Origin of the sequence: Microbacterium cremeum (assembly GCF_015277855.1) — a bacterium.
In the GTDB taxonomy this organism is placed as follows: Bacteria; Actinomycetota; Actinomycetes; order Actinomycetales; family Microbacteriaceae; genus Microbacterium; species Microbacterium cremeum.
In genome coordinates this window covers 3,809,021-3,829,481 of record NZ_CP063812.1, presented here as the reverse complement: position 1 = coordinate 3,829,481, position 20,461 = coordinate 3,809,021, and the positions used below count along the sequence as shown (strand labels likewise).

At 69.5% G+C, this 20,461-nt stretch carries 17 protein-coding genes; 12 read left to right on the top strand and 5 right to left on the bottom strand.

The annotated features are described in order from the left end of the window. Positions 1 to 34: 34 nt before the first annotated feature. The 4 genes from IM778_RS16990 to IM778_RS16975 all read right to left on the bottom strand — a co-directional run bounded on the left by IM778_RS16990 (position 35) and on the right by IM778_RS16975 (position 4,096). Positions 35 to 883 (bottom strand): alpha/beta fold hydrolase, encoded by an 849-nt coding sequence (locus IM778_RS16990; protein WP_194409980.1) that lies wholly within the window; start codon positions 881 to 883, stop codon positions 35 to 37. A 51-nt stretch (positions 884 to 934) separates the two neighbouring features. Continuing rightward, positions 935 to 1,861 carry a PDR/VanB family oxidoreductase gene (locus IM778_RS16985; protein ID WP_194409979.1) on the bottom strand — a complete coding sequence of 309 codons (927 nt, stop codon included), beginning with the start codon at positions 1,859 to 1,861 and terminating at the stop codon, positions 935 to 937. A gap of 18 nt (positions 1,862 to 1,879) precedes the next feature. Beyond that, on the bottom strand, positions 1,880 to 2,506 hold the full coding sequence (locus IM778_RS16980; protein WP_194409978.1) for an MSMEG_1061 family FMN-dependent PPOX-type flavoprotein: 627 nt from the start codon (positions 2,504 to 2,506) through the stop codon (positions 1,880 to 1,882). 102 nt (positions 2,507 to 2,608) lie between these two features. Further along, positions 2,609 to 4,096 carry a PucR family transcriptional regulator gene (locus tag IM778_RS16975; RefSeq protein ID WP_194409977.1) on the bottom strand — a complete coding sequence of 496 codons (1,488 nt, stop codon included), beginning with the start codon at positions 4,094 to 4,096 and terminating at the stop codon, positions 2,609 to 2,611. Positions 4,097 to 4,169: 73 nt separating this feature from the next. Between IM778_RS16975 and IM778_RS16970 the strand changes: the two genes are divergently transcribed. From IM778_RS16970 to IM778_RS16945, 6 genes are read left to right on the top strand one after another with little or no spacing between them, the layout of a single operon-like run. After that, the gene (locus IM778_RS16970) at positions 4,170 to 5,279 is read left to right on the top strand and encodes a DUF917 domain-containing protein (protein ID WP_194409976.1); all 1,110 of its coding nucleotides are present in this window, start codon (positions 4,170 to 4,172) and stop codon (positions 5,277 to 5,279) included. Next, positions 5,276 to 6,859, top strand: coding sequence for a hydantoinase/oxoprolinase N-terminal domain-containing protein (locus IM778_RS16965; RefSeq protein WP_194409975.1), 1,584 nt, complete (start codon positions 5,276 to 5,278; stop codon positions 6,857 to 6,859). The genes IM778_RS16970 and IM778_RS16965 overlap by 4 nt, the downstream gene beginning before the upstream one ends. Before the next feature lie 44 nt (positions 6,860 to 6,903). Further along, positions 6,904 to 8,508: an ABC transporter substrate-binding protein gene (locus IM778_RS16960; protein ID WP_194409974.1), complete on the top strand. Its 1,605-nt coding sequence runs from the start codon at positions 6,904 to 6,906 to the stop codon at positions 8,506 to 8,508. A gap of 4 nt (positions 8,509 to 8,512) precedes the next feature. Further along, positions 8,513 to 9,553 carry an ABC transporter permease gene (locus IM778_RS16955; protein WP_194409973.1) on the top strand — a complete coding sequence of 347 codons (1,041 nt, stop codon included), beginning with the start codon at positions 8,513 to 8,515 and terminating at the stop codon, positions 9,551 to 9,553. Between the two features lie 3 nt (positions 9,554 to 9,556). Then, positions 9,557 to 11,356 carry a dipeptide/oligopeptide/nickel ABC transporter permease/ATP-binding protein gene (locus IM778_RS16950; RefSeq protein WP_194409972.1) on the top strand — a complete coding sequence of 600 codons (1,800 nt, stop codon included), beginning with the start codon at positions 9,557 to 9,559 and terminating at the stop codon, positions 11,354 to 11,356. Beyond that, entirely contained in the window at positions 11,353 to 12,123 is a 771-nt protein-coding gene (locus IM778_RS16945) for an ABC transporter ATP-binding protein (protein WP_194409971.1), read from the top strand. Before IM778_RS16950 ends, IM778_RS16945 begins: the two co-directional genes overlap by 4 nt. Here the strand turns inward: IM778_RS16945 and IM778_RS16940 are convergent. After that, the gene (locus tag IM778_RS16940) at positions 12,113 to 13,477 is read right to left on the bottom strand and encodes an MFS transporter (protein ID WP_194409970.1); all 1,365 of its coding nucleotides are present in this window, start codon (positions 13,475 to 13,477) and stop codon (positions 12,113 to 12,115) included. The two genes, IM778_RS16945 and IM778_RS16940, sit on opposite strands and share 11 nt — an antisense overlap. Positions 13,478 to 13,885: 408 nt before the next feature. Here IM778_RS16940 and solA point away from each other — a divergent pair, with 408 nt between their 5' ends. From solA to IM778_RS16910, 6 genes are all read left to right on the top strand, one after another. Next, entirely contained in the window at positions 13,886 to 15,013 is a 1,128-nt protein-coding gene (solA, locus tag IM778_RS16935; RefSeq protein ID WP_194409969.1) for an N-methyl-L-tryptophan oxidase, read from the top strand. Between the two features lie 230 nt (positions 15,014 to 15,243). Next, on the top strand, positions 15,244 to 16,194 hold the full coding sequence (locus tag IM778_RS16930; RefSeq protein ID WP_194409968.1) for an ABC transporter permease: 951 nt from the start codon (positions 15,244 to 15,246) through the stop codon (positions 16,192 to 16,194). Beyond that, positions 16,191 to 17,156 carry an ABC transporter permease gene (locus IM778_RS16925; RefSeq protein ID WP_194409967.1) on the top strand — a complete coding sequence of 322 codons (966 nt, stop codon included), beginning with the start codon at positions 16,191 to 16,193 and terminating at the stop codon, positions 17,154 to 17,156. Before IM778_RS16930 ends, IM778_RS16925 begins: the two co-directional genes overlap by 4 nt. Then, on the top strand, positions 17,153 to 18,724 hold the full coding sequence (locus tag IM778_RS16920; RefSeq protein ID WP_194409966.1) for an ABC transporter substrate-binding protein: 1,572 nt from the start codon (positions 17,153 to 17,155) through the stop codon (positions 18,722 to 18,724). Before IM778_RS16925 ends, IM778_RS16920 begins: the two co-directional genes overlap by 4 nt. 76 nt (positions 18,725 to 18,800) lie before the next feature. Further along, positions 18,801 to 19,670 carry an ABC transporter ATP-binding protein gene (locus tag IM778_RS16915; protein WP_194409965.1) on the top strand — a complete coding sequence of 290 codons (870 nt, stop codon included), beginning with the start codon at positions 18,801 to 18,803 and terminating at the stop codon, positions 19,668 to 19,670. Then, positions 19,667 to 20,440, top strand: coding sequence for an ATP-binding cassette domain-containing protein (locus tag IM778_RS16910; RefSeq protein WP_194409964.1), 774 nt, complete (start codon positions 19,667 to 19,669; stop codon positions 20,438 to 20,440). Before IM778_RS16915 ends, IM778_RS16910 begins: the two co-directional genes overlap by 4 nt. The last annotated feature ends 21 nt before the right edge of the window (positions 20,441 to 20,461 follow it).

Genomic DNA, 20,461 nt, shown 5'->3' with positions numbered 1-20,461 from the left:
CGAGCGGCGTGCAGGCAGTCGGTTGGACTCGCCGTCAGGCTCCCGTCGTCTCTCCGCGGCGGACGGTCCGGACGATGCCTCCCGCGAGCTCGGGCCACAGCTGGTGGGCGATGAGGTGGCCCATTCCGGGGTGGATCTGCAACTCGGCCCCTGGCAGCGCTTCGGCCATGTCGACGGCCGAGACCCAGTGCAGCACGTCGTCGTCGCGCCCGTGAAAGACGAGCGCGGGAACGCCGACCCGACGCAGCGCCTCGAGCCGCTCGGGCGCGCGCAAGAGGGCGGACCATTGCCTCGCGAATCCCTCTGGCGCGTAGCCTCGGTCGAACGCGGTGCCGGCTGCCCACGCCATCCACTCCTGATCGACCGGGTATCGGTCTCCGACGCTCTCCGCAGCGGAGTAGGCAATCGCGCCCGCGACGAGTTGCTCCCTCGTATGCCGCACTGGCGGCTCGAGGAGCTCGGGGCGCTCGCCGTGGAGGATGTAGCGAGGGTCCCGACCGGGAATGGTCGAGATCAGACCCAGGCTGCGCACCCGGTCGGGATGCCCGATGGCCGCCATCTGCGCCATCATGCCGCCCATCGAATGCCCGACGAGGTGCGCTGCCGGTACCTCGAGATGATCCAGCACGCGAATGACGTCGTCCGCCATATCGGCGAGATCGTAGCCCCCGTCGATATCGTCCGGCCCCCCGAATCGAGCGGACAGGCCCACGTCGCGATTGTCCATGCGCACGACGCGGAGTCCTGCCGCGACGAGCATGGCGACGAGGTCGTCGTGCCAGCTGATCAGCTGCGCACCGCCGCCGGAGAGCAGCACGACCGGCGGACCGTCAGAGCCGCCGGATACTTCGTAGTAGATCGCAGGACTGTCGGTGTGAGGCATCCGGGACCTTTCTGTCGATGGCGCCGCTGCGGCGTCTGGGGACGGTGCTGCTTATGCGTCGACGACGAGCCTCGGTGAGAGGGCGCGCGAGACGCACGGGTAGATCGTGGTCGAGACGTCGTCGGTGTTGAGCGAGTCCCGGTGCTCGGGCGTGCCGTCGAGCACCCGCAATGCGCACGAGCCGCACACTCCTCGCAGGCAGGAGCCGCGCACTTCGACGCCCGCTCCCTGCAGCGCCTTGAGCATCGATCGGCCCGCCGGCACCTCCACGGTCACCTCCGACCGCGCGCAGCCGACAGAGAATGCCTCGTCCGGCCGGAACTCCCTCTTCTTCGGCTCGAAGCGCTCCACATGCAGCCGTGGACCCTGCGGAAGCATCGTTCCCGCCCCGACGAGCGCATCGATGAATCCCTGCGGCCCGCAGGCGTAGACGTCGGTGTCGGCGGTGAGTCCGTGCAGCAGCTGTGAAGCGTCCAGGCGCCCGCGCTCACGGCTGATGTGCGTGCTCGCACGATCCCCGAATACGGCGAGCTCTTGCTGGAAGGCGACGTCGTCACGGGACCGGGCGAGGTAGACCAATCGCCAGTCTGCGCCGGTGGCGGCAAGGTGGCGGGCCATCGACAGGATCGGTGTGATGCCGATACCGGCCGCGAGCAGCAGGTACGAGGAGGCGTCTCCGAGAGCGAAGAGGTTGCGTGGCGGCCGCACCCACACGGTGCTCCCCACGCGCAGGAAGGAGTGGATGTAATGCGATCCGCCTCGCGACGACGGCTCACGGCGTACCGCGATCCGGTAGGCGCCCGTGTCCGCGGGGTCGCCGCAGAGCGAGTACTGACGCTCGTGCCGCGTGATCAGCTGCACATCGATGTGCGCCCCGGGCTCCCATGCCGGCAGAGGGGAGGCATCCGGATTCTCGAGTCGGATGCCGACGATCGAGGGGGTCTCGTTCGTGATCTCTCGGACGACCAGCGCCGTCATACCCTCCCGGCTGCGCATTCAGTACAGTGCGCGGTAGGCGCTCGAGGTGGCGTCGTCGATCACGTCGCCGACCGAGGTGTCCCAGCCGGACATGCTCGCCCAGATCTGGCCGGACGAGGGCACGTGGCTCGCAAGATCCTGCATGTCGGAATCCCACAGCCCGGCGCGGAGCAGAGCGCGGCCGCAGTGCAGGTAGACCTCCTCGGTGTGCACCACGATCGCGAGATCGGGCACCGAGTGATCCTGCTCCAGCATGCCCAAGAGCGTCGGGTCGTCGGTCACGAAGGCGGTGCCGTTGATGCGCAGCGTCTCGGTCATGCCCGGGACGAAGCAGAGCAGGCCGATGTGGCCGTTGGTGACGATGTTGCGCATCGAGTCGGCGAGCTTGTTCCCCAGGCGATCCGGAATGACGACGGTGCGCTCGTCGATCGCACGGACGAAGCCCGGATAGTCTCCGCGGGGCGAGCAGTCGCAGTTGCCCGTCGCATCTGCCGTCGACAGGCAGCAGAAGGGGGAGTGGGCGAGAAACGCCAGGCAGTTCTCGTCCAGGTGATCCGTGATCTTCCGGAAGGACGCGTCATCCGGTTCGCCGAGCGTCGCGCGGATCTCGTCGAGTCCCACGGCGCGAAAGTCCGTCGAGAGCATGGCCTCGACGCTATCCGACCGCAGCTCGCCACGCCTCGTCACGCCGGCACAGAGTCGAGGGGTGAATGTGTGCTCTGGGCACAGGAATCCGCCCTCAGAACCTCAGCGGCTGCCCGCACCGAGCAGTCTCACTCGACAGGCGAGCTCGACGGCGAAGCGCGTGTCGGGATCATCGAGGTCGACGTCGAGGACTTCCCGCGCACGCCGAATGCGATAGCCGACCGCGTTGGGATGCAGGTTGAGCTCCCGCCCAGCCTGCACGAGCGAATTGCGGTTGCTCAGATACGACAGGAGGGTGCGCACTGCCGTGGCCGACCGCTCGGCCCCCAGCGCGTCGAGCGGCTGCAGGATGTCGTCGAGGAGATTGCGGCTGATCGGCGAGGCGTAGAAGTCGAGGAGCAGTCGTCGCAGTCCTGTGACGTCGGTCAGTTCGACGGCGTCCAGCCGGCCGCCCGCGATCGCGGAGTCGGCGGCCACTCTGGCTTCGGCGGCGGACTGCCGAAGCCCCGCGGCTCCCGTCTGCGGGGTGCCGAGTCCCACCGTGTACGTCCAGTCGTCGCCCGCGATGCGCCGCGCCTGCGCCTGCACCTTCAGCATGACGTCGCGCAGTCGACGCTGATGATCGCCGGCGCCGTGCTCCTCCGTGCTCACCGCGATCACGTCGTCCTGGATGAATGCGATGTGCCACCGCTCGGGACGATCCTCGATCAGCTGGAGAGTGAACAGCTCGAGCGCGGCCTCGACGAACCGTGGGGCGCGTAGGCCCGGATCGCTGCGGTGGCGCGGCCGCATCCAGGCGACGGCGTGGGACAGATGCAGCGGCAGCCCGAGCCGCGCCGCTGGGGCGATGAACCCGTCGACCCTCCCGGCCTCGGCGAGCACGAGCTCGACGATGAGGTCTGCGCGCGACTGGTTCGGCGCGAATCGCGCCTGCAGATCGCGCTGCATCGCGCGGGAGACGAGCGAGGCGATCACGGGAAGAGCGACCGTGGCGGCGGGGTCGGATGTCTCGGCGACGAGTCGGCCGACGGGCACCTCGCCGACGAACACGGCATCGCCGTCGGTCCATGACGTCGCCAGGCGATCGCTCAGTTCGATGCGGACGCCCAGTGCCGCTCCCGCCGCTTCGAGGATCGCGGCGGCTGCGTCGCCCCCCGGCTCGGCGGCGGCCTGCGTGGCCTTCTCGACGGCGTAGGCGGCACGGGTCATCGACTCGGCGGCGCCGCCGCTCAGCATGCGATCGATCGCCACGGCGAGGTCGGGCGGGCGCATCTCGTGGGCGATGATCAACGGGACGGCGCCGCGATGTGCGAGTACGACGGCGGTCTCGGTGGCCGAGAACCCGGCCGGCATCACGATGCCGGCGAGCCCCCTCGCGCTGGCGTGACGGATCGCGACATCCACCAGATAGGGCGGCGGGGAGTCCTCCCCAGCGATGACCGCCAGCGTGCCCGCTGTGAGCGCGGCGAGCTCGGGCAAGGTCGTCACGTCGACGCGCTCGATCGGCGCGCCCTCGCGCGGGCCGGCGACGAGTTGAATGCCCAATCTATCGGCCTGCATCAGGAGGTCAGCGGTGGTCAGTTGTGCCACGGGCACAATCTACGCCGATTCTCTGGGCTGTAGACACATTGTCGGTTCAAGGAGCGCTACCTACTGTCGTGACATGGCATACCCGTCCCTCGCCCCGTCGTCTGGTGAGCGCACCGCGCAGGTCACCGCTGACGACATCGATGCGCTCGCGGCAGGCGCCGCGATCTTCGGAACGGGAGGAGGCGGCGCCGTCTACACGGCGCAGCTCACGACCGAACGCGCGATCCGTGAGAACGGTCCGGTATCGCTTGTGACCGTCGACGAACTGGGTCCCGATGACGCGGTCATCATGATGAGCGGGATCGGAGCGCCCACCGTCGGCATCGAGATGCTCTCGTCGGTCGAGCAGGTGCGAACACTCCTGCGTGAGGCGGAACGCGTTGCCGGGCGGCCCATCACGGCGATCATGCCCGCCGAGATCGGCGGCAGCAACGGCGTCTCGCCTGCGGGATGGGCTGCGCGGCTCGGCGTGAAGCTGCTCGACGCCGACGGCATGGGGCGGGCCTTTCCCGAGGCCACCATGATCTCGACGAACGTGGCGGGCGTGCCCTGCGACTTCGCCGTGCTCAGCGATGTCGTGGGCAACGTCGTGGTGCTGCACACGGTGGATCTCGCCTGGCTCGAGCGCCACGCCCGCGCCGTGACGGTGGCGGCCGGTGGGATCTGCCTCGGTGCCCACTACCTGCTCACGGCCGAGTCTGCCGCCGGCGCGGTCATCCCGGGGACGGTCAGCACCGCCATCCGAGTGGGCCGTGCCCTCCTCACCGCGGCCGATCCCGTCCCGGCGATCGCCGACGCACTCGATGCCGACGTGCTCATCTCCGGAAAGATCACCGACGTCTCCCGCCGCACCGAGGGCGGCTTCGTACGGGGATCGATCACGATCTCCGGTATCGGCGCCGACCGCGGGCGCCTCCAGCGCGTCGAGCTGCGCAACGAGAACCTCGTCGTGCTCGAAGACGGGGAGGTGCTCGCGACCGTCCCCGATCTGATCACGGTCGTCGACTTCGAGACGGGCCACGCCATCTCCACCGAGATGCTGCGCTACGGACAGCGCGTCGCGGTGCTCGCGTGGGCATGTGACCCGCTGTGGCGCACCGACCGCGGCCTCGAGCTCGCAGGACCACGCGCGTTCGGCTACGACCTGCCCTACGTGCCGTTCGAGAGGAAGGGGTCGCGATGACCGCGGAGCGCGATCTGTCCATCGGCGTCGATGTCGGAGGGACCAACACCGACACGGTCGTCGTCGACAGCGACGGGGCGGTGCGCGCGTGGACGAAGCAAGCGACCACCGAGGACGTCGTAGGAGGCATCCGTGCCGGCATCTCCGCCGTGCTCGCGCAGCTCGGCGACGGGCGCAGCAGGGTATCGCGCGTGATGCTCGGCACCACCCACGCGACCAACGCGATCGTCGCGCGACGCAACCTCGACCGTGTCGCTCTCGTGCGGCTCGGCGCACCGGCCGCGACCGAGTGGCCACCGTTGACCGGGTGGCCGGCAGACCTCTCCGATCGTGTCCTCGCGGGATCGGCGATGCTGGGCGGCGGGCATATGGTCGACGGAACGCCGATCACGCCGCTCGATCGGGACGGCATCCGCCGTTTCATCGATTCGCTCGACGGAGCCTTCGACAGCGTCGCGGTGTGCGGCATCTTCAGCCCGTCGTCCCCGGATCAGGAGCGTGAGGTCGAAGCTCTCATCCACGCGCACCTCGGCCCGACCGTTCCCGTCTTCCTCAGTCAGGACATCGGGCCGGATGGACTGCTCGAACGCGAGAACGCCACCGTCCTCAATGCCGCGCTGCGCGGGGTGGCCTCCGACGTCACGCGAGCGCTCGTCGCCGTGGTGGCCGAGGAGGGCCTGGACGTCGCGACGTTCTTCGCCCAGAACGACGGCACGCTGATGTCGCTGGACTACGCCGTCCGCTACCCCGTGCTCACCATCGGTTCGGGGCCGGCCAACTCGATCCGCGGCGCCGCATTCCTCTCGGGCGCCTCCCATGCGATCGTCGTGGACGTCGGCGGCACGACGAGCGACCTCGGCGTCCTGGTCGACGGCTTCCCTCGCGAGTCGACGCTCCCGCGCGAGATCGGGGGAGTGCGGACCAACTTCCGCATGCCCGACATCCTCAGCCTGGGGATCGGCGGCGGCACGATCATCGACACGGCGACCGGCGCCGTCGGACCGGGTTCGGTCGGCTATCGCATCGCGCAGGAGGGGCTTCTTTTCGGCGGCTCCACCGCAACGCTGACGGATGCCGCAGCGGCGGCGGGCCACGGCATCGGAGGTCGTGCGCTCCCGGCCATGCCCGCGGCACGACGGGAAGCGCTCCTGAGAGCGATCGCGGTCGCCCACGAACGCATCGAAGAGGCCGTCGAGCGGCTCTCGCTCGGGCGCGTCGATCTTCCCCTGATCGTGGTCGGCGGCGGCGCCATGCTCGTTCCCGACGGACTGTCGGGTGTGGGTCCGGTCATCCGTCCCGAGCGGGGGGAGGTCGCCAACGCCGTGGGCGCCGCGATCTCGCTCGCGGGCGGTCGCGCCGACCAGATCTCGGATCTCGAGGATCGCGACGCGGCCATCGCGGCGGCGTCGCAGGCCGCGATCGCGAAGGCGATCCAGGCCGGGGCGGATCCGCTCACGGTCGAGGTCGTCGAGGTGCTCGAGACGTCGCTGTCGTACACCACCCGGCCGACCATCAAGGTCTCGGTCAAGGCCGCCGGACCACTCAGCCAGCTGGCCGCGGTCGCGCCGGCCGTCGGATAGCACCCGCATCACCGACAGCAGTACCCGACAAGAGGAGATAGGCAATGAAACGCAGCAGGCTCGTCCCGGTCCCGGTCCCGGTCGCGGCCGGGGCCGTCATCCTCGCGATGACACTGGCGTCATGTTCGGGGTCGTCCGACCCTCAGGGGAATGCCGAGGAAGGCGAGTTCGTCTCCGGGGGCACGTTCGTGAAGTCGCTCAGCGACGACCCGGGCGACATCAATCCGATGAAGACCGTCTCGCCCGACACGTGGGAGGTCGTCACCCTGGCGTACGAGTCCCTGATCTACATCACCCCCGATGGTGAGGCCGAGCCTTGGCTCGCTGACAGCTGGACCGAGACGGGGACGGAGGCGACGTACGAGATCAAGGAGGGCATCACGTGCGCGGACGGCTCGCCGTTCACCGCCCAGACGGTCGCGGACAACATCAACTACAACGCCGACCCCGCCAACGCGACGTTCTCGTACGGCACCGTGATCACCGAGGCGGTCTCGGCGACGGCCGAGGGCAACACCGTGACCGTGACGAGCACGGTGAACGATCCGTTCCTGGCCACCAACATCGGCACCATCCTGATGGTCTGCGACGCTGGGCTCGCCGATACGGCAGCGCTCGCCGACACGACCGACGGCACGGGGCTGTTCCAGTTGAGCGAGGCTCGCCCCGGCGACGCCTACATCTTCACCAAGCGGGACGATTACGAATGGGGCCCCGACGGCGTCACGAGCGACACCGTCGGACTCCCGGACACGATCGAGGCGCGCATCATCGCGGATCAGAGCACAGTCACGAACCTCCTGCTCTCGGGTGAGCTGAACTCGGGCGTCGTGACCGGCCCCGACCAAGAGCGACTGGAAGCGGCCGGACTGGAGTACGTCGGGGTGCGCAATCCCGTCGGGCAGATGCTCTTCAACGAGCGGGAGGGTCGTCCCTTCTCCGACCCGCTCGTCCGGGAGGCGCTGTCGACCGCGATCGATCGTGACGAGGTCGGTCCCGTGATCGCCGGCAGCACGGGTCTGCCCGCGGTCTCGCTCGTGCAGAAGACGCCGCTGCTGTGCGTGCAGGATCCGCCGAGCTGGACTCTCCCCGACACCGACCTCGACCGGGCGGCGGAGCTGCTCGATGAGGCCGGCTGGGTGCTGGGCGATGACGGCGTCCGCGCGAAGGACGGGAAGCCGCTCGAGATCAAGTTCATCTACGACGCCCCGACGGCCTCGCACGCGCCGGCGGCCGAGCTGGTGAAGGAGACGTGGGACGAGCTGGGTGTCGTCACGACGCTGGTCGCCAACGACTCCGCCGCCTGGTCGGATCAGCTCTACACGAGCTTCGACTGGGACACCGGATGGATCCAGATCGCGCCGGGCAGCCCGGTGGTGCTGGCGCTCTTCTTCGCGGGAGCGACTCCCGACGAGGGTGGGCTGAACTTCATGTTCGTGGACAATCCGGAGTACAGCGCGCTGGCCGAGCAGGCCAAGACGGCGTCGCCGGAGGAGGCGTGCGGACTGTGGCAGCAGGCCGAGCTGGAGCTCATCGAACGATTCGACACCTTCCCGGTGATCGACAACATCCTGCCGAACTACCAGAGCGGTGCGGTGTTCGACCAGCCGAACTTCATCATGCCGACCACGATCCGGATGCTGGGCTGACACCATGACGACGCCGCCTCCGCCCATCGCCGCCGACCTGGCGGACGCGCCCACGTCCGCGCTCGCGGTGCGGGCGGAGGGGCTTCGTCGCCCGCGCCTGTCGGCGCGCGGGTCGTTCCTCCTCCGTCGGCTCGGAAGGCTCTTCGTCTCGCTCCTGGTCGTCGTCGTCGCGTCGTTCTTCCTCGTCCATCTCGTGCCGGGAGATCCCGTGCGCGCCGCGCTCGGCATCCAGGCATCGCCCGAGCTCGTGGCCGCGACCAGAGCCGAGCTGGGTCTGGACAAGCCGATCCTTCAGCAGTTCGCGGACTACGTCGCCGGCCTCCTCCACGGCGATCTCGGCGTGTCGATCCGCACCGGGCGGCCGGTGTCGGACATGATCGCGCAGCGATTCCCTCCCACCGCGACCCTCGGAGTGGCAAGCTTCCTGGTGGCGCTGTTCGCCGCCGTGCCGATCGGCATCGGCGCCGCTCTGAGCACGCAGCGGCGAGGTCGTTCCGCGCTCGACGCGACCCTGTCGGGAGTCCTCGGCATGCTCATCGCGGTGCCGGGGTTCCTCCTCGCGGTGGGGCTCATCGCGCTGTTCGCCGTGCAGCTGGGCTGGCTGCCGGCGGCCGGATGGGGCGAACCGCAGGACGCCATCCTGCCGGTGCTCGCGCTGGCCCTCGGGCCCATGGCCTACCTCGCACGCATCGTGCAGGTCGAGATGGTGGGTGTGCTCGGCGCGACCTACATGACCACGGCGCGCGCGAAGCGCCTGCCCTCGCGCCTGGTCTACATGCGCCACGCGCTGCCCAACATCATCACGGCCTCGCTCACCGTCGGCGGTCTGCTGCTGAGCGGCCTGATCGCGGGGACGGTGCTCATCGAGACGATCTTCGCGATCCCGGGAATGGGCGGACTCATGGTGCCCGCCGTCGGGGCGAAGGACTACCCGGTCGTCCAAGGGCTCGTGATCGTCTACGCGCTCATCATCCTCGGCGTCAACCTCGTCGTCGACCTGATTCTCGTGACCGTCGACCCGCGGTCCTCGATCACGGAGGGCTGACTCATGCAGCTGCGCGCCCGTCTGCTCTCCCCCGTCGGCATCGCCGCGATCGTGGGCTCCCTGCTCCTGGTGCTCGTCGCCGTGCTGGGGCCGATCGTGTTCGCCTCCGCCGCCGAGACGAGCTCCGTTCCCGACCGGCTCCTCCCGCCGAGCCTCGCGCACCCGTTCGGAACGGACGACCTCGGCCGCGACATCTTCGCCCGGGTCATGGTGGCCGCGCGGCTCTCATTGCTGCTGACCCTCGGCGCCACCGTGGTCTCGACCGTGGGCGGCATCGCGTTCGGCCTCATCACGGTCATCCTGCCGCGGCATCCGCGACGGTGGATGACGGGACTGCTCGACGTGCTGCTCGCCTTCCCCTGGCTGCTGATGGTGCTCTTCTTCACCGTCATCTGGGGCGCGAGCGCCTCGAGCGCGATGCTGGCGATCGGCATCTCGGGGATCCCGTTCATGGCGCGACTGGTGTACAACCTGGCGTCGTCGGTCTCGGGACGCGACTACGTCCGTGCGGCCCGGGTGGTGGGGGTGGGGCCCTTCGGCATCCTCGTCCGCCACATCCTGCCGAACATCGCCAACCCGCTCCTCGTCAACGCGGCGGCCACGGCGAGCGTCACGCTGCTCTCGTTCGCGGGGCTGTCGTTCCTGGGCCTGGGTGTCCAGCCTCCGGAGTACGACTGGGGCCGGCTTCTGCAGGACGGCATCACCCGGATCTACGTCAACCCGCTCGCCGCGATCGGGCCCGGCATCGCGGTGGTTCTCGCCGGCCTCGTGTTCACGTTCGTCAGCGAAGCGCTCGGCGACAACAGGGGCGCGGGATTCCGGGCGGTGGGAGCCCGCTCGGCGGGGGCGGCCCTGCTGCAGCGCGCGGCGTCGCGGCGCGCAGAGCCTGGCGCGCAGGGGGCCGGCGCACCGGTGGCCGGCACGGAGTCGGGGTCGGCACGCCCCGTCGCCGAGGTCCGAGAACTGCGGATCGCCTTCCCGACGCCGGAGGGCGGCACGGTCGAACGCGTGCACGGGGTCGACGTGCGTGTGAACTCCGGCGAGATCGTGGGGATCGTCGGCGAGTCCGGATCCGGCAAGTCGCTCACAGCCATGGCTCTCGCGGGCCTGCTCGGCGGGGATGCGCTCGTGACGGTGGCGGCCCACCGGTTCGACGGCGTGGACATGACCCGGCCGATCTCGGCCTCCGATCGCTCGAAGCTGGGCATCGAGCTCGGCATGGTGTTCCAGGATCCGTTGACCTCGCTCAACCCCGGCCTCACGGTCGGACGCCAGCTCACCGAGGTGCCGGAGGTGCACCTGGGGATGAGCCGGGCCGAAGCACGCGATCGGGCGACGGCGGCACTCGATGCGGTCGGGATCGAGCACGCGCGCACCCGGCTGTCACAGTATCCGCACCAGTTCAGCGGCGGAATGCGCCAACGCGCGATGATCGGCATGGCGCTCACCGGGCGTCCGAAGCTCATCATCGCCGACGAGCCGACGACCGCGCTCGACGTCACGGTGCAGCGTCAGGTCCTGGGCGTCCTGCGCGCGGCGCAGCGCGACACCGGCGCGGCGATCATCTTCATCTCACACGACATCGCGCTCGTCTCGGCGTTCTGCGACCGGGTGCTCGTGATGAAGGACGGGCGGATCGTCGAGGAGCTCGATGCGCAGCGCATCCGTGAGGATGCCGTGCACCCGTACTCGCGCGCGCTCGTCGCCTGTCTGCCCGACATGACGTCCGACCGGACCCAGCCCCTTCCCGTCATCCCACCCGAACTGGCGGCGGCCGCCCTCGCCGAGGAGGTGAGCGTGTGAACGCGCTCCAGATCGACCGACTCACCGTTCGCTACGGCCGTGCGACCGTCGTGGACGACGTGTCCATCGCCGTCCCGGAAGGACGAACGGTGGGGCTGGTCGGCGAATCGGGATCGGGCAAGAGCACGATCGCCGCGGCGGCTGTGGGTCTGGTGCACCCCGCTGCAGGCGAGATCCGGGTCGGCGGAGTCGTCGCGTCGGGACGCGGTGCCGCCGCCCGCGAGGCTCGGCGGCGTCTTCAGCTGGTCTTCCAGGATCCGTTCTCGGCGCTCGATCCACGGATGTCGGTGGGTGACTCGATAGCCGAGGCGCTGCGTGCGACCGGCCGGCCGTGGAGCCGCGCCGACAAGGTCGCGCGCGTACGCGAGCTGCTGGGTCTCGTGCACCTCGACCCGGATCGGGCTGACGAGCTTCCCGCCGCGTTCTCGGGCGGGCAGCGCCAGCGCATCACGATCGCGCGCGCCCTCGCCGGTGAGCCGTCCGTGCTGATCGCCGACGAGGTGACCAGCGCGCTCGACGTGTCGGTGCAGGGCGCGATCCTGAATCTCCTGCGCGAGCTGCAGGACCGGCTCGGACTGTCGATGCTGTTCATCTCGCACAACCTGGCCGTCGTGCGCTACGTGAGCGACGAGGTCTGCGTCATGCGGCACGGGCGAATCGTCGAATCGGGGCGAACCGAAGAGCTGCTCGCCGCGCCGGCAGAGACCTACACGCGGGAACTGCTCGAGGCGGTTCCGGTGCTGGGCGTGCGGATGGTCACCGGGTGACGGCCGCATCGTCGGCGCGGGGTGACGGCGCCGGCGAAGACGGACTGTCGCGGTGCAGCGTCTCGGGGAGGAACGCGATGCCCACCAGCCCGATGACGCTCAGGCCCACGAGGTAGCCCGCGACCAGCCACGGTGTGCCGCCGCTCGCGGCAACGAGCGCTGTGGCCACGAGCGGGGCGGTGCCGCCCACGAGCGCCGCCGGGATCTCGCGTGAGATCGCGATGCCGCTCCAGCGCATGCGCGTGGGGAAGAGCTCGGCGAGCATCGCGGCGCTGACCCCGATCGTCGCGCCCTGGATCACGGCGAGACCGAGGATCAGCCCGGCGGCGACCAGGAGCGAGTTCCCGGTGTTAAAAAGGACGAACATGGGGAACGCGAACACGACGCCGAAGATCGCGGCGCCAAGGAGCACCGGCTTGCGGCCGATCCGGTCGGCGAGCCGGCCGAAGAGCAGCGTCGCGGGGATCGTGAGCAGCTCGGCGACGATGAGGGCGATGAGCGCGTGGGTCGGATTCACCGACAGGGTGCCGGTCGTGTACGAGAGCGAGAAGGTCTGCACGACATAGACCCACGGCAGGGCGAAGACGAACAGCGCCATCCCCGGGAGCAGGAACCGCCAGTGCGTGCGGACGGCCTCGGCGAGCGGCGCGCTGGCCACGGCGCCTGCGCGCTCGGCATTTTCGAACGCCGCCGTCTCCTTGACACGGAGCCGGAAGTACAGGGCGAACGCCACGATGACCACGCTCGCGATGAAGGGAACTCGCCAGCCCCACGACAGGAACTGGTCCGCCGGGAGCAGGCTGATGAGCGCGAACGCGGTCGTGGCCAGTGCCATGCCGACGTACACCGACGCGCCCGGGAAGCCCGCGATGAACGCCCGGTTCCGGTTGGGCGCCGACTCGCTGGCCATCGTCATGGCCCCTGCGAACTCTGCACCCGCGCCTGCGCCCTGGAACAGCCGCAGCACGATGAGCAGGATGGGCGCCCAGATGCCGATCGCCTCGGCCGTCGGGAGCAGGCCGATGAGCGTCGTCGCGGTGCCCATCATCAGCAGCGTCACCAGGAGGGTCGTCTTGCGGCCGACGCGGTCGCCGAAGTGGGCGAAGATGAGGCCGCCGATCGGGCGGGCACCGAAGCCCACCGCGAAGCCGGCGAATGCGCCGAGCAGACCGGCAAGCTCGCCGGCGCCCGGGAAGAAGAGCGGCGCGAAGACGAGCGCCGATGCGAGCCCGTACAGCGTGAAGTCGTACCACTCGATGACCGTTCCCACCGAGCTGCCGATCACCGCTCGCCGGCGTTGCTGCGAGCTGTCCAGTCCGGATCGGTCGATCTCGTCGACGCTGTCGTCGTGCATGACACTCCTTCGTGCGGGTTGGTGCGGGGTGGTGCGGGGTGGTGCGGGTGGTGCGGTGACTCAGCTCCGGCGACGCCATGCGAGTCCGTGTGCCCGGTCAAAGCTACGGGCTCAGCGCCACGTGCCGGATGGACGATGACCACGCGGATGCCTGGGAGTGCTGGGTGATGACCACATACGTCGTCATCCGAGGGCGACGCCCTGCAGCCGCCGATTTCCCGGCGACCAGAAACACGGCGGAAACGTGTCCGACCTCCCCGCGTCGGAATCGGCCGTCGTGCGTGTGCTCCACACATTCCCGCGCCTTCAACATGGGACATCGGCCCATAGGCGGCGATTCCGCGGCTCCCGCACACTGACAGGCAACGAGCCGGTGGTGCGCATCGGCCGCGCGAGAAGCGGAGCATCATGGAGTCTTTCGAGGTGGCTGTCGTCGGCATGGGGGCACTCGGCAGTGCAGCCACGTACCAGCTCGCGCGCCGGGGTGCGAAGGTGGTGGCCTTCGAGCAGTACGAGCTGGGCCACGTGCGAGGCGCCTCGCACGACACGTCGCGGATAGTGCGGACCTCGTACGGAGCCCCCGAGTACGTGCGGCTCGCGCAGTCCGCGTACCGCGACTGGGCCGATCTCGAGCGGGAGTCGGGCGAGCGGCTGCTCACGATCACCGGCGGTGTGATCTTCCTCCCGATCGACGGCCCCTACTCGGCCTCGGACTTCACCTCGGCGCTGAGCGAGTGCGGCGTCGAGCACGAACTGCTCAGTCCCGCTGAGGTGCAGGCGCGCTGGCCGCAGTTCCAGGTGCCCGAGAACGTCGAGACGGTTTACACCGCCGACACCGGCATCGCCCACGCGTCCCGGACGGTCGCGACCCTGCAGATGAGGGCCCGCGTGCACGGCGCCGACATCCGCGACCGCACGGCTGTGGAGTCGCTCACGCCGGACAGCGCCGGGGTGATCGTGCACACCTCTGGAGGCGACATCCGTGCCCGCAAGGTGATCCTGGCCACCGACGCGTGGACGAACACGCTCCTCGAGCCGCTGGACGCGGCCATCCCGCTGGATGTGATGCAGGAGCAGGTCACCTACTTCCGCCCGTCGGCGCCGCATGACTACGACCCCGCGCGGTTCCCGGTGTGGATCTGGGAGGACGACGAGTGCTACTACGGCTTCCCCACGTACGGCGAGCCGACCATCAAAGCCGCACGCGATGTCTCGGAGAACCGGATGACGCCCGCAATGCGGTCCTTCGTCCCCTCACCCGAGCTCACTGCACAGCTGTCCGGCTTCGTGACGGGGCTCATCCCCGGTGCCGGGTCCGAGCTGCGCACGATCACGTGCCAGTACGCGCTCACCAAGGACCGCCGCTTCGTGCTCAGTGCGCTGCCGCAGCACCCCGACATCATCGTCGGCCTCGCCGCCGGGCACGGCTTCAAGTTCACCCCGGCGCTCGGCCGCGTGCTCGCCGAGCTGGCGCTGGAGGGCGAATCCACCGATGACCTCAGCGAGTTCGGCGCCGTCGCAGCGATGGCCCAGTGAGGCGTCGCGGCGCCGGCCACCGCGTACGGACCCGCCCACAACCCGTCCCTGCTATGGAGGATTCGCCCATCATGCGACCGTTCCCGTGGGGCGCCGCACCGTTCAGGCGGCTTCACACGCTCAGTAGCGTGACCGCCATGTCACCGACGACACCCTCCGTTCTCGCCGCCCATGCGCGGGCGAGCGCGGACGAAGGTCGTCGCTCGCCGAGCGCTGGGGAGTGATCGGACGTGACCCGATACATCCTCTCTCGGCTGCTGTCGTCGCTGTTCGTCCTATTCGTGCTGTCGGTGCTCGTGTTCTCGATGGTGCGTATCATTCCGGGCGACCCGCTGGCCGCCTTCGCCGATCCCGCCAACCCCGACCCGGCGAAGCTCGCCGCCCTGCGCAGCGAGCTGGGTCTCGACCAGCCGTGGATCACGCAGTACTTCGTGTGGCTACTGGGGGTGGTTCAGGGCGATTTCGGCCGTGCGATCACCGTGCCGGGCGAGGTGTCGGACCTCATCGCGTCCCGGCTCCCGTTGAGCCTCACTCTCGCAGTCATGGCGACGGTGTTCGGCACGGTGATGGGCATCCCGGCCGGGGTCCTCGCCGCGACGCGGTGGCGGCGTCCTTCCGACCACGCGGTGCGCGGACTGTCGTTCATCCTCCTGGCGACGCCGCCGTTCGTCCTCGGCACAGTGCTCATCCTGATCAACTCACTGACGCTGCGCCTGCCGCTGGTCGGCTACTCGGGAGCGGCCTCGGATCCGCTGCGCGCATTCGGGGTGCTGCTTCTGCCCGCGCTGCTGATCGGGATCGTGCTCGCCGCGATCATCGCCAGGTACACGCGCGGAACGCTGCTGGACACACTGGGGCAGGATTTCGTCCGGACTGCCAGGGCCAAGGGCGCCTCGCCGGGTCGACTGGTCGTGCGTCACGCACTGCGCAACGCACTCATCCCGGTCGTCACCGTGATCGGCATCGAACTGGCAGCCCTTGTCGGCGGCACCGTGGTCATCGAGGCGGTGTTCTCCCTGCCCGGGATGGGCTCGCTTCTGCTCACCGGCATCCGCTCGTCGGACTACCCAATCATCCAGGCCACGGTGCTCCTCATCGGCGTCGTGTACGTGCTGATCAACTTGGTCGTCGACCTGCTCTATCCACTGATCGATCCCCGAGTGAGGGTGCACACACGATGACCGTGACAAGGGAGCTCACCCTCGCCAGGGCCGCGGGGAGCCGTCCGCGCCGCCGGCGCCTCGGCCCGGCGTTCTGGAGCGGGGCCGGCATCCTCGGCGGCATCCTGATCCTCGCGGGCTGGATGACACTGTGGCCGCCGTACGACCCGTTCGTCGCGTCCGGCCACCCCATGGCCGGCCCCAGTGCCGAGCACCTTCTGGGCACCGACAACCTCGGCCGCGACACGTTCACGCGTCTCGTGCTCGCCGCCCGGACCAGCCTCGTGATCTCGGGTGCCGCCGCCCTCCTCGGTGCGGTCATCGGCACGTTCTTCGGGCTGATCGCCGGTTTCGTCGGCGGCCGAGTGGATGCCGTCATCATGCGGATCGTCGACGCGATCCTGGCCCTTCCGGCCATCCTGGTCGCCCTGGTCGTCGGCGTCATCGTCGGCAACGGCGCGGGGCCGCTCATCCTCGCGCTGGGGCTGGTGTTCGCTCCCGGCTTCGCCCGGGTCATGCGCGCCCCCGTCATCGCGCTCCGAGAGCGGGACTTCGTCCTCGCCGCCACCCTCAGCGGCGTCCGTCCCACCCGGGTGATCGCCGAGCACCTGCTCCCGAACGTCCTCACGCCGCTGTGCGTGCAGTTCGCATCGGTCGCCTCGCAGGTCGTCTTGATCGAGGCGGCGCTCAGCTATCTCGGCCAGGGCGTGCAGGCGCCCGAGCCCTCCGCCGGCCGGATGATCAGCGAGTTCACCCGCTTCATGCAGGTGCAGCCGCTGCTCATCATCCTCCCCTCCATCGTGATCATCCTCCTGTCGGCCGCGTGGAACCTCCTCGCCGACGGGTTGCAGGACTACCTCGCTCCCCGACGCGAGCCGGCGTTCTCGCTGGGTCGTCACCGCTCTCGTCGCCGCGACTCTGCACCGGCATCCGACCGCACCACCACATCCACGAAGCACACACCAACGGAGAAGCAATCATGAACAGACGACACTGGGCGGGCGTGGCAGCGCTCGCCGTCGCGACCCTGACGATCGCCGGATGCACGTCCGGCGGCGCGACAGGCGCCGAGGAGGAGCCCGGTGAGCCGGTCGCAGGCGGCACGCTCACGTGGGGCGTGTCGGCGGAGCCCTCGGCGGGAGGCCTCGACCCGATGGTCGCGTCCGCCATCGCCGCCGAGGTCATCGACTCGATCGCCTACGACACCCTCCTCACCCGCGACGATGACGGCGACGTCGAGCCGGCTCTGGCCACCGAGTGGGAGCAGCCCGACGAACTGACCTGGGTGTTCCAGCTCCGCGATGACGTCACCTTCGCCGACGGCACGCCGTTCGACGCCGGCGACGTCGTGTACTCGTTCGAGACGCGAGCGGACGGCGGCTCCAACGCCACCTACCTCAGCAGCATGGAGAGCGTCGAGGCGACCGGCGACCACGAGGTGACGTTCCACTTCAGCCAGCCCGACGGCACGTTCCTCGACGCCGTCTCGGCCCGCCAGACCTTCTTCATCGTCAGCGAGGAGGCGTACGGGAACGCCACCGAGGAGGAACGTCAGACCCGCACCGTCGGCACCGGCGCATTCCAGGTGACGGACTGGGAGCAGGGCGTCTCCATCACGATGGAGAAGAACGAGGACTACTGGGGCGACGAGCCGTACCTCGACGAGATCGTGTTCGAGCTGTACCCCGACGAGAACACTCTCCTGGCCGCCGTGCAGCAGGGCAGCGTGCAGGCGGCGTCGTTCATCGACGGGAGCCTCGCCCAGCAGGCGGAGGCATCGGGCTTCACCCTCGGCGACGCCGCGTTCCGTCAAAATCTTGCGATCTACATCAATCCCGAGTCCGGCCCGCTCGCAGACGTCGACGTCCGTCGTGCGTTCTCGCTCGCCCTGGACCGCGGGGCCCTCGTCGAAACCGCGATGCTCGGCAACGCAGGCGTCTCCTTCGTTCCTCCGGCCGGCGACCCGGGTGCTCCCGATGCCGCCGACCTGCCGTACTACACGCGGGATGTCGACGAGGCGAAACGGCTCCTCGAACAAGCCGGCCAGCCCAACCCCGAGATCACCCTCAGCTACATGGGTGACGTCGCGGCGGCGCACCACCCGGTCTACGAGATGATGCAGCAGCAGCTCGCGGAGGCGGGTATCACGCTGAACCTGAAGGCCACCCCGCTGGCCGAGATCTCGCCGATCTTCACCACGGGCGAATCCTGGACCGATCTGGTCGCGATCCCGGGCAGCCCGAGGGCCTCGGCCGTGTTCTACCTCGAGCCGGTCCTGCTCGAAGGGGGCGTCTACAACCACTGGGACGGAAACCCGGATGCCGCCAAGGCGCGCGAGCTCCTGCAGCAGGCCAAGGCCGCGACCTCGCCCGAGGAGTACGCCGACCTCGTCGACCAGCTTGCCACCGAGGCCGCCGAGCAGGCGCTGGAGTTCGTCCCCGCCGCAGTTCCGGTGTACTTCGAAGTGTGGGACAGCAGCAAGCTGCACGGCTATGAGAGCGACGCGTTCTACTCGCGTTCCGCTCTCGACACCAGCTGGCTCTCGCAGTGACACGCGCCCGGGCGCTTCCCCTCCCGGAGCGCCCGGGCGCTCATCCCGGCCCCACCAGACCGAAAGAGAGTCGCGCATGACCGATGACGCAGACGCCCTCCGCGTCGACGACCTGACCATCGCCTACGGCGCCGCGCCCCCGTCCGTCTCGGGTGTGTCGCTGCGTGTGCGCGAAGGGGAGATCGTCGGCGTCATCGGCGAGTCCGGCAGCGGCAAGTCCAGCGTCGCCCTGGCGATGATGGGCCTGCTGCCAGACTCGGCACGCATCACGGCCGCGAACATGGAGATCGCGGGCGTCGACATGAAGGGAGCCACCGAGCGCGACTGGGCCGAGGTGCGTGGCGTGAAGGCGTCGATGGTGTTCCAGGAGCCGATGTCGGCGCTCAACCCGTGCATGCGGATCGGCGCTCAGATCGCCGAAGTGCTGCAGATCCACGGCAACGCGGACAAGGAGGGCGCGCGCGCCCGGGCACTGGAGATCCTCCGGCTCGTGCAGATGCCGGACGCCGAGAAGCGTCTGCACTACTACCCCCACCAGCTCTCCGGAGGTCAGCGTCAGCGCGTGGTCATCGCGATCGCCGTCGCCGCCGGGCCGTCGCTCCTCGTCGCGGACGAGCCGACCACAGCGCTCGACGTCACCGTGCAGGCCCAGATCCTCGACCTCATCAAGGGTCTGCGCGACGAGACCGGCATGGGCGTGCTGTTCATCAGCCACGACCTCGGGGTCATCGGCCAGCTGTGCGAGCGCGTCGCGGTGATGTACCGCGGCCGGGTCGTCGAGTCGGGGTCGGCGCGCCGGGTCCTCGAGGATCCGCAGCACCCGTACACGAGGGCATTGCTCGAGAGCATCCCGCGTCCATCTGTTCCGGTGCGTTCGCCGCTTGCCGTGATCCCGGCCGTCAACGACTTCGCCGAGATTCCCGCGGTCTTGGAGGACGTCGCATGAGCGACGACGTCCTGCGGGTGAAGAACGTCACCCAGCGTTTCGGCCATGGCGACAGTGCGATGATCGCGCTCGACGACGTGAGCCTGAGCGTGCCGCGCGGCGAGACTCTCGGCCTGGTCGGAGAGTCCGGGTCGGGCAAGAGCACCCTCGCGCGCGCGATCCTGCTGATGCGCAGACCCACCGCGGGCACCATCGAGTTCGACGGCGCCGACGTCACGGGCCTGCGTGGCAGCGCCCTGCGCCGCCACCGGCGCCGCGTGCAAATGGTGTTCCAGGACCCGAACGACTCGCTCGATCCGCGCTTCACGGTGGGCCGCTCGATCGCCGAGCCCCTGGTCGCCGCCGGCATCGGTCAGAAGGAGCGTCGCCGACGGATCGCGGATTCACTCGATCGGGTCGGCCTGCCGACCGACGCGGTCGCACGCTACCCGCACGAGTTCTCGGGTGGCCAGCGTCAGCGCATCGCGATCGCCCGAGCGATGGCCGCGGACCCCGAGTTCGTGGTGCTCGACGAACCCACCTCGGCGCTGGACGTGTCGGTGCAGGCGCAGGTGCTGAATCTGCTCGTGCAGCTGCAGAACGACACGGGCGTCACCTATCTGTTCATCACGCACAATCTCTCCGTCGTGCACCACATCGCCCATCGCGTCGCCGTGATGCACCGCGGCGAGGTCGTGGAGGAGGGAACCGGTGATCAGGTCATGAACGCGCCGCAGCATCCGTACACGCAGCGCCTGCTGGAGTCGATGCCGGTCCTCTATCGCACCTGAATCGCCACGCCGTCCAACCGA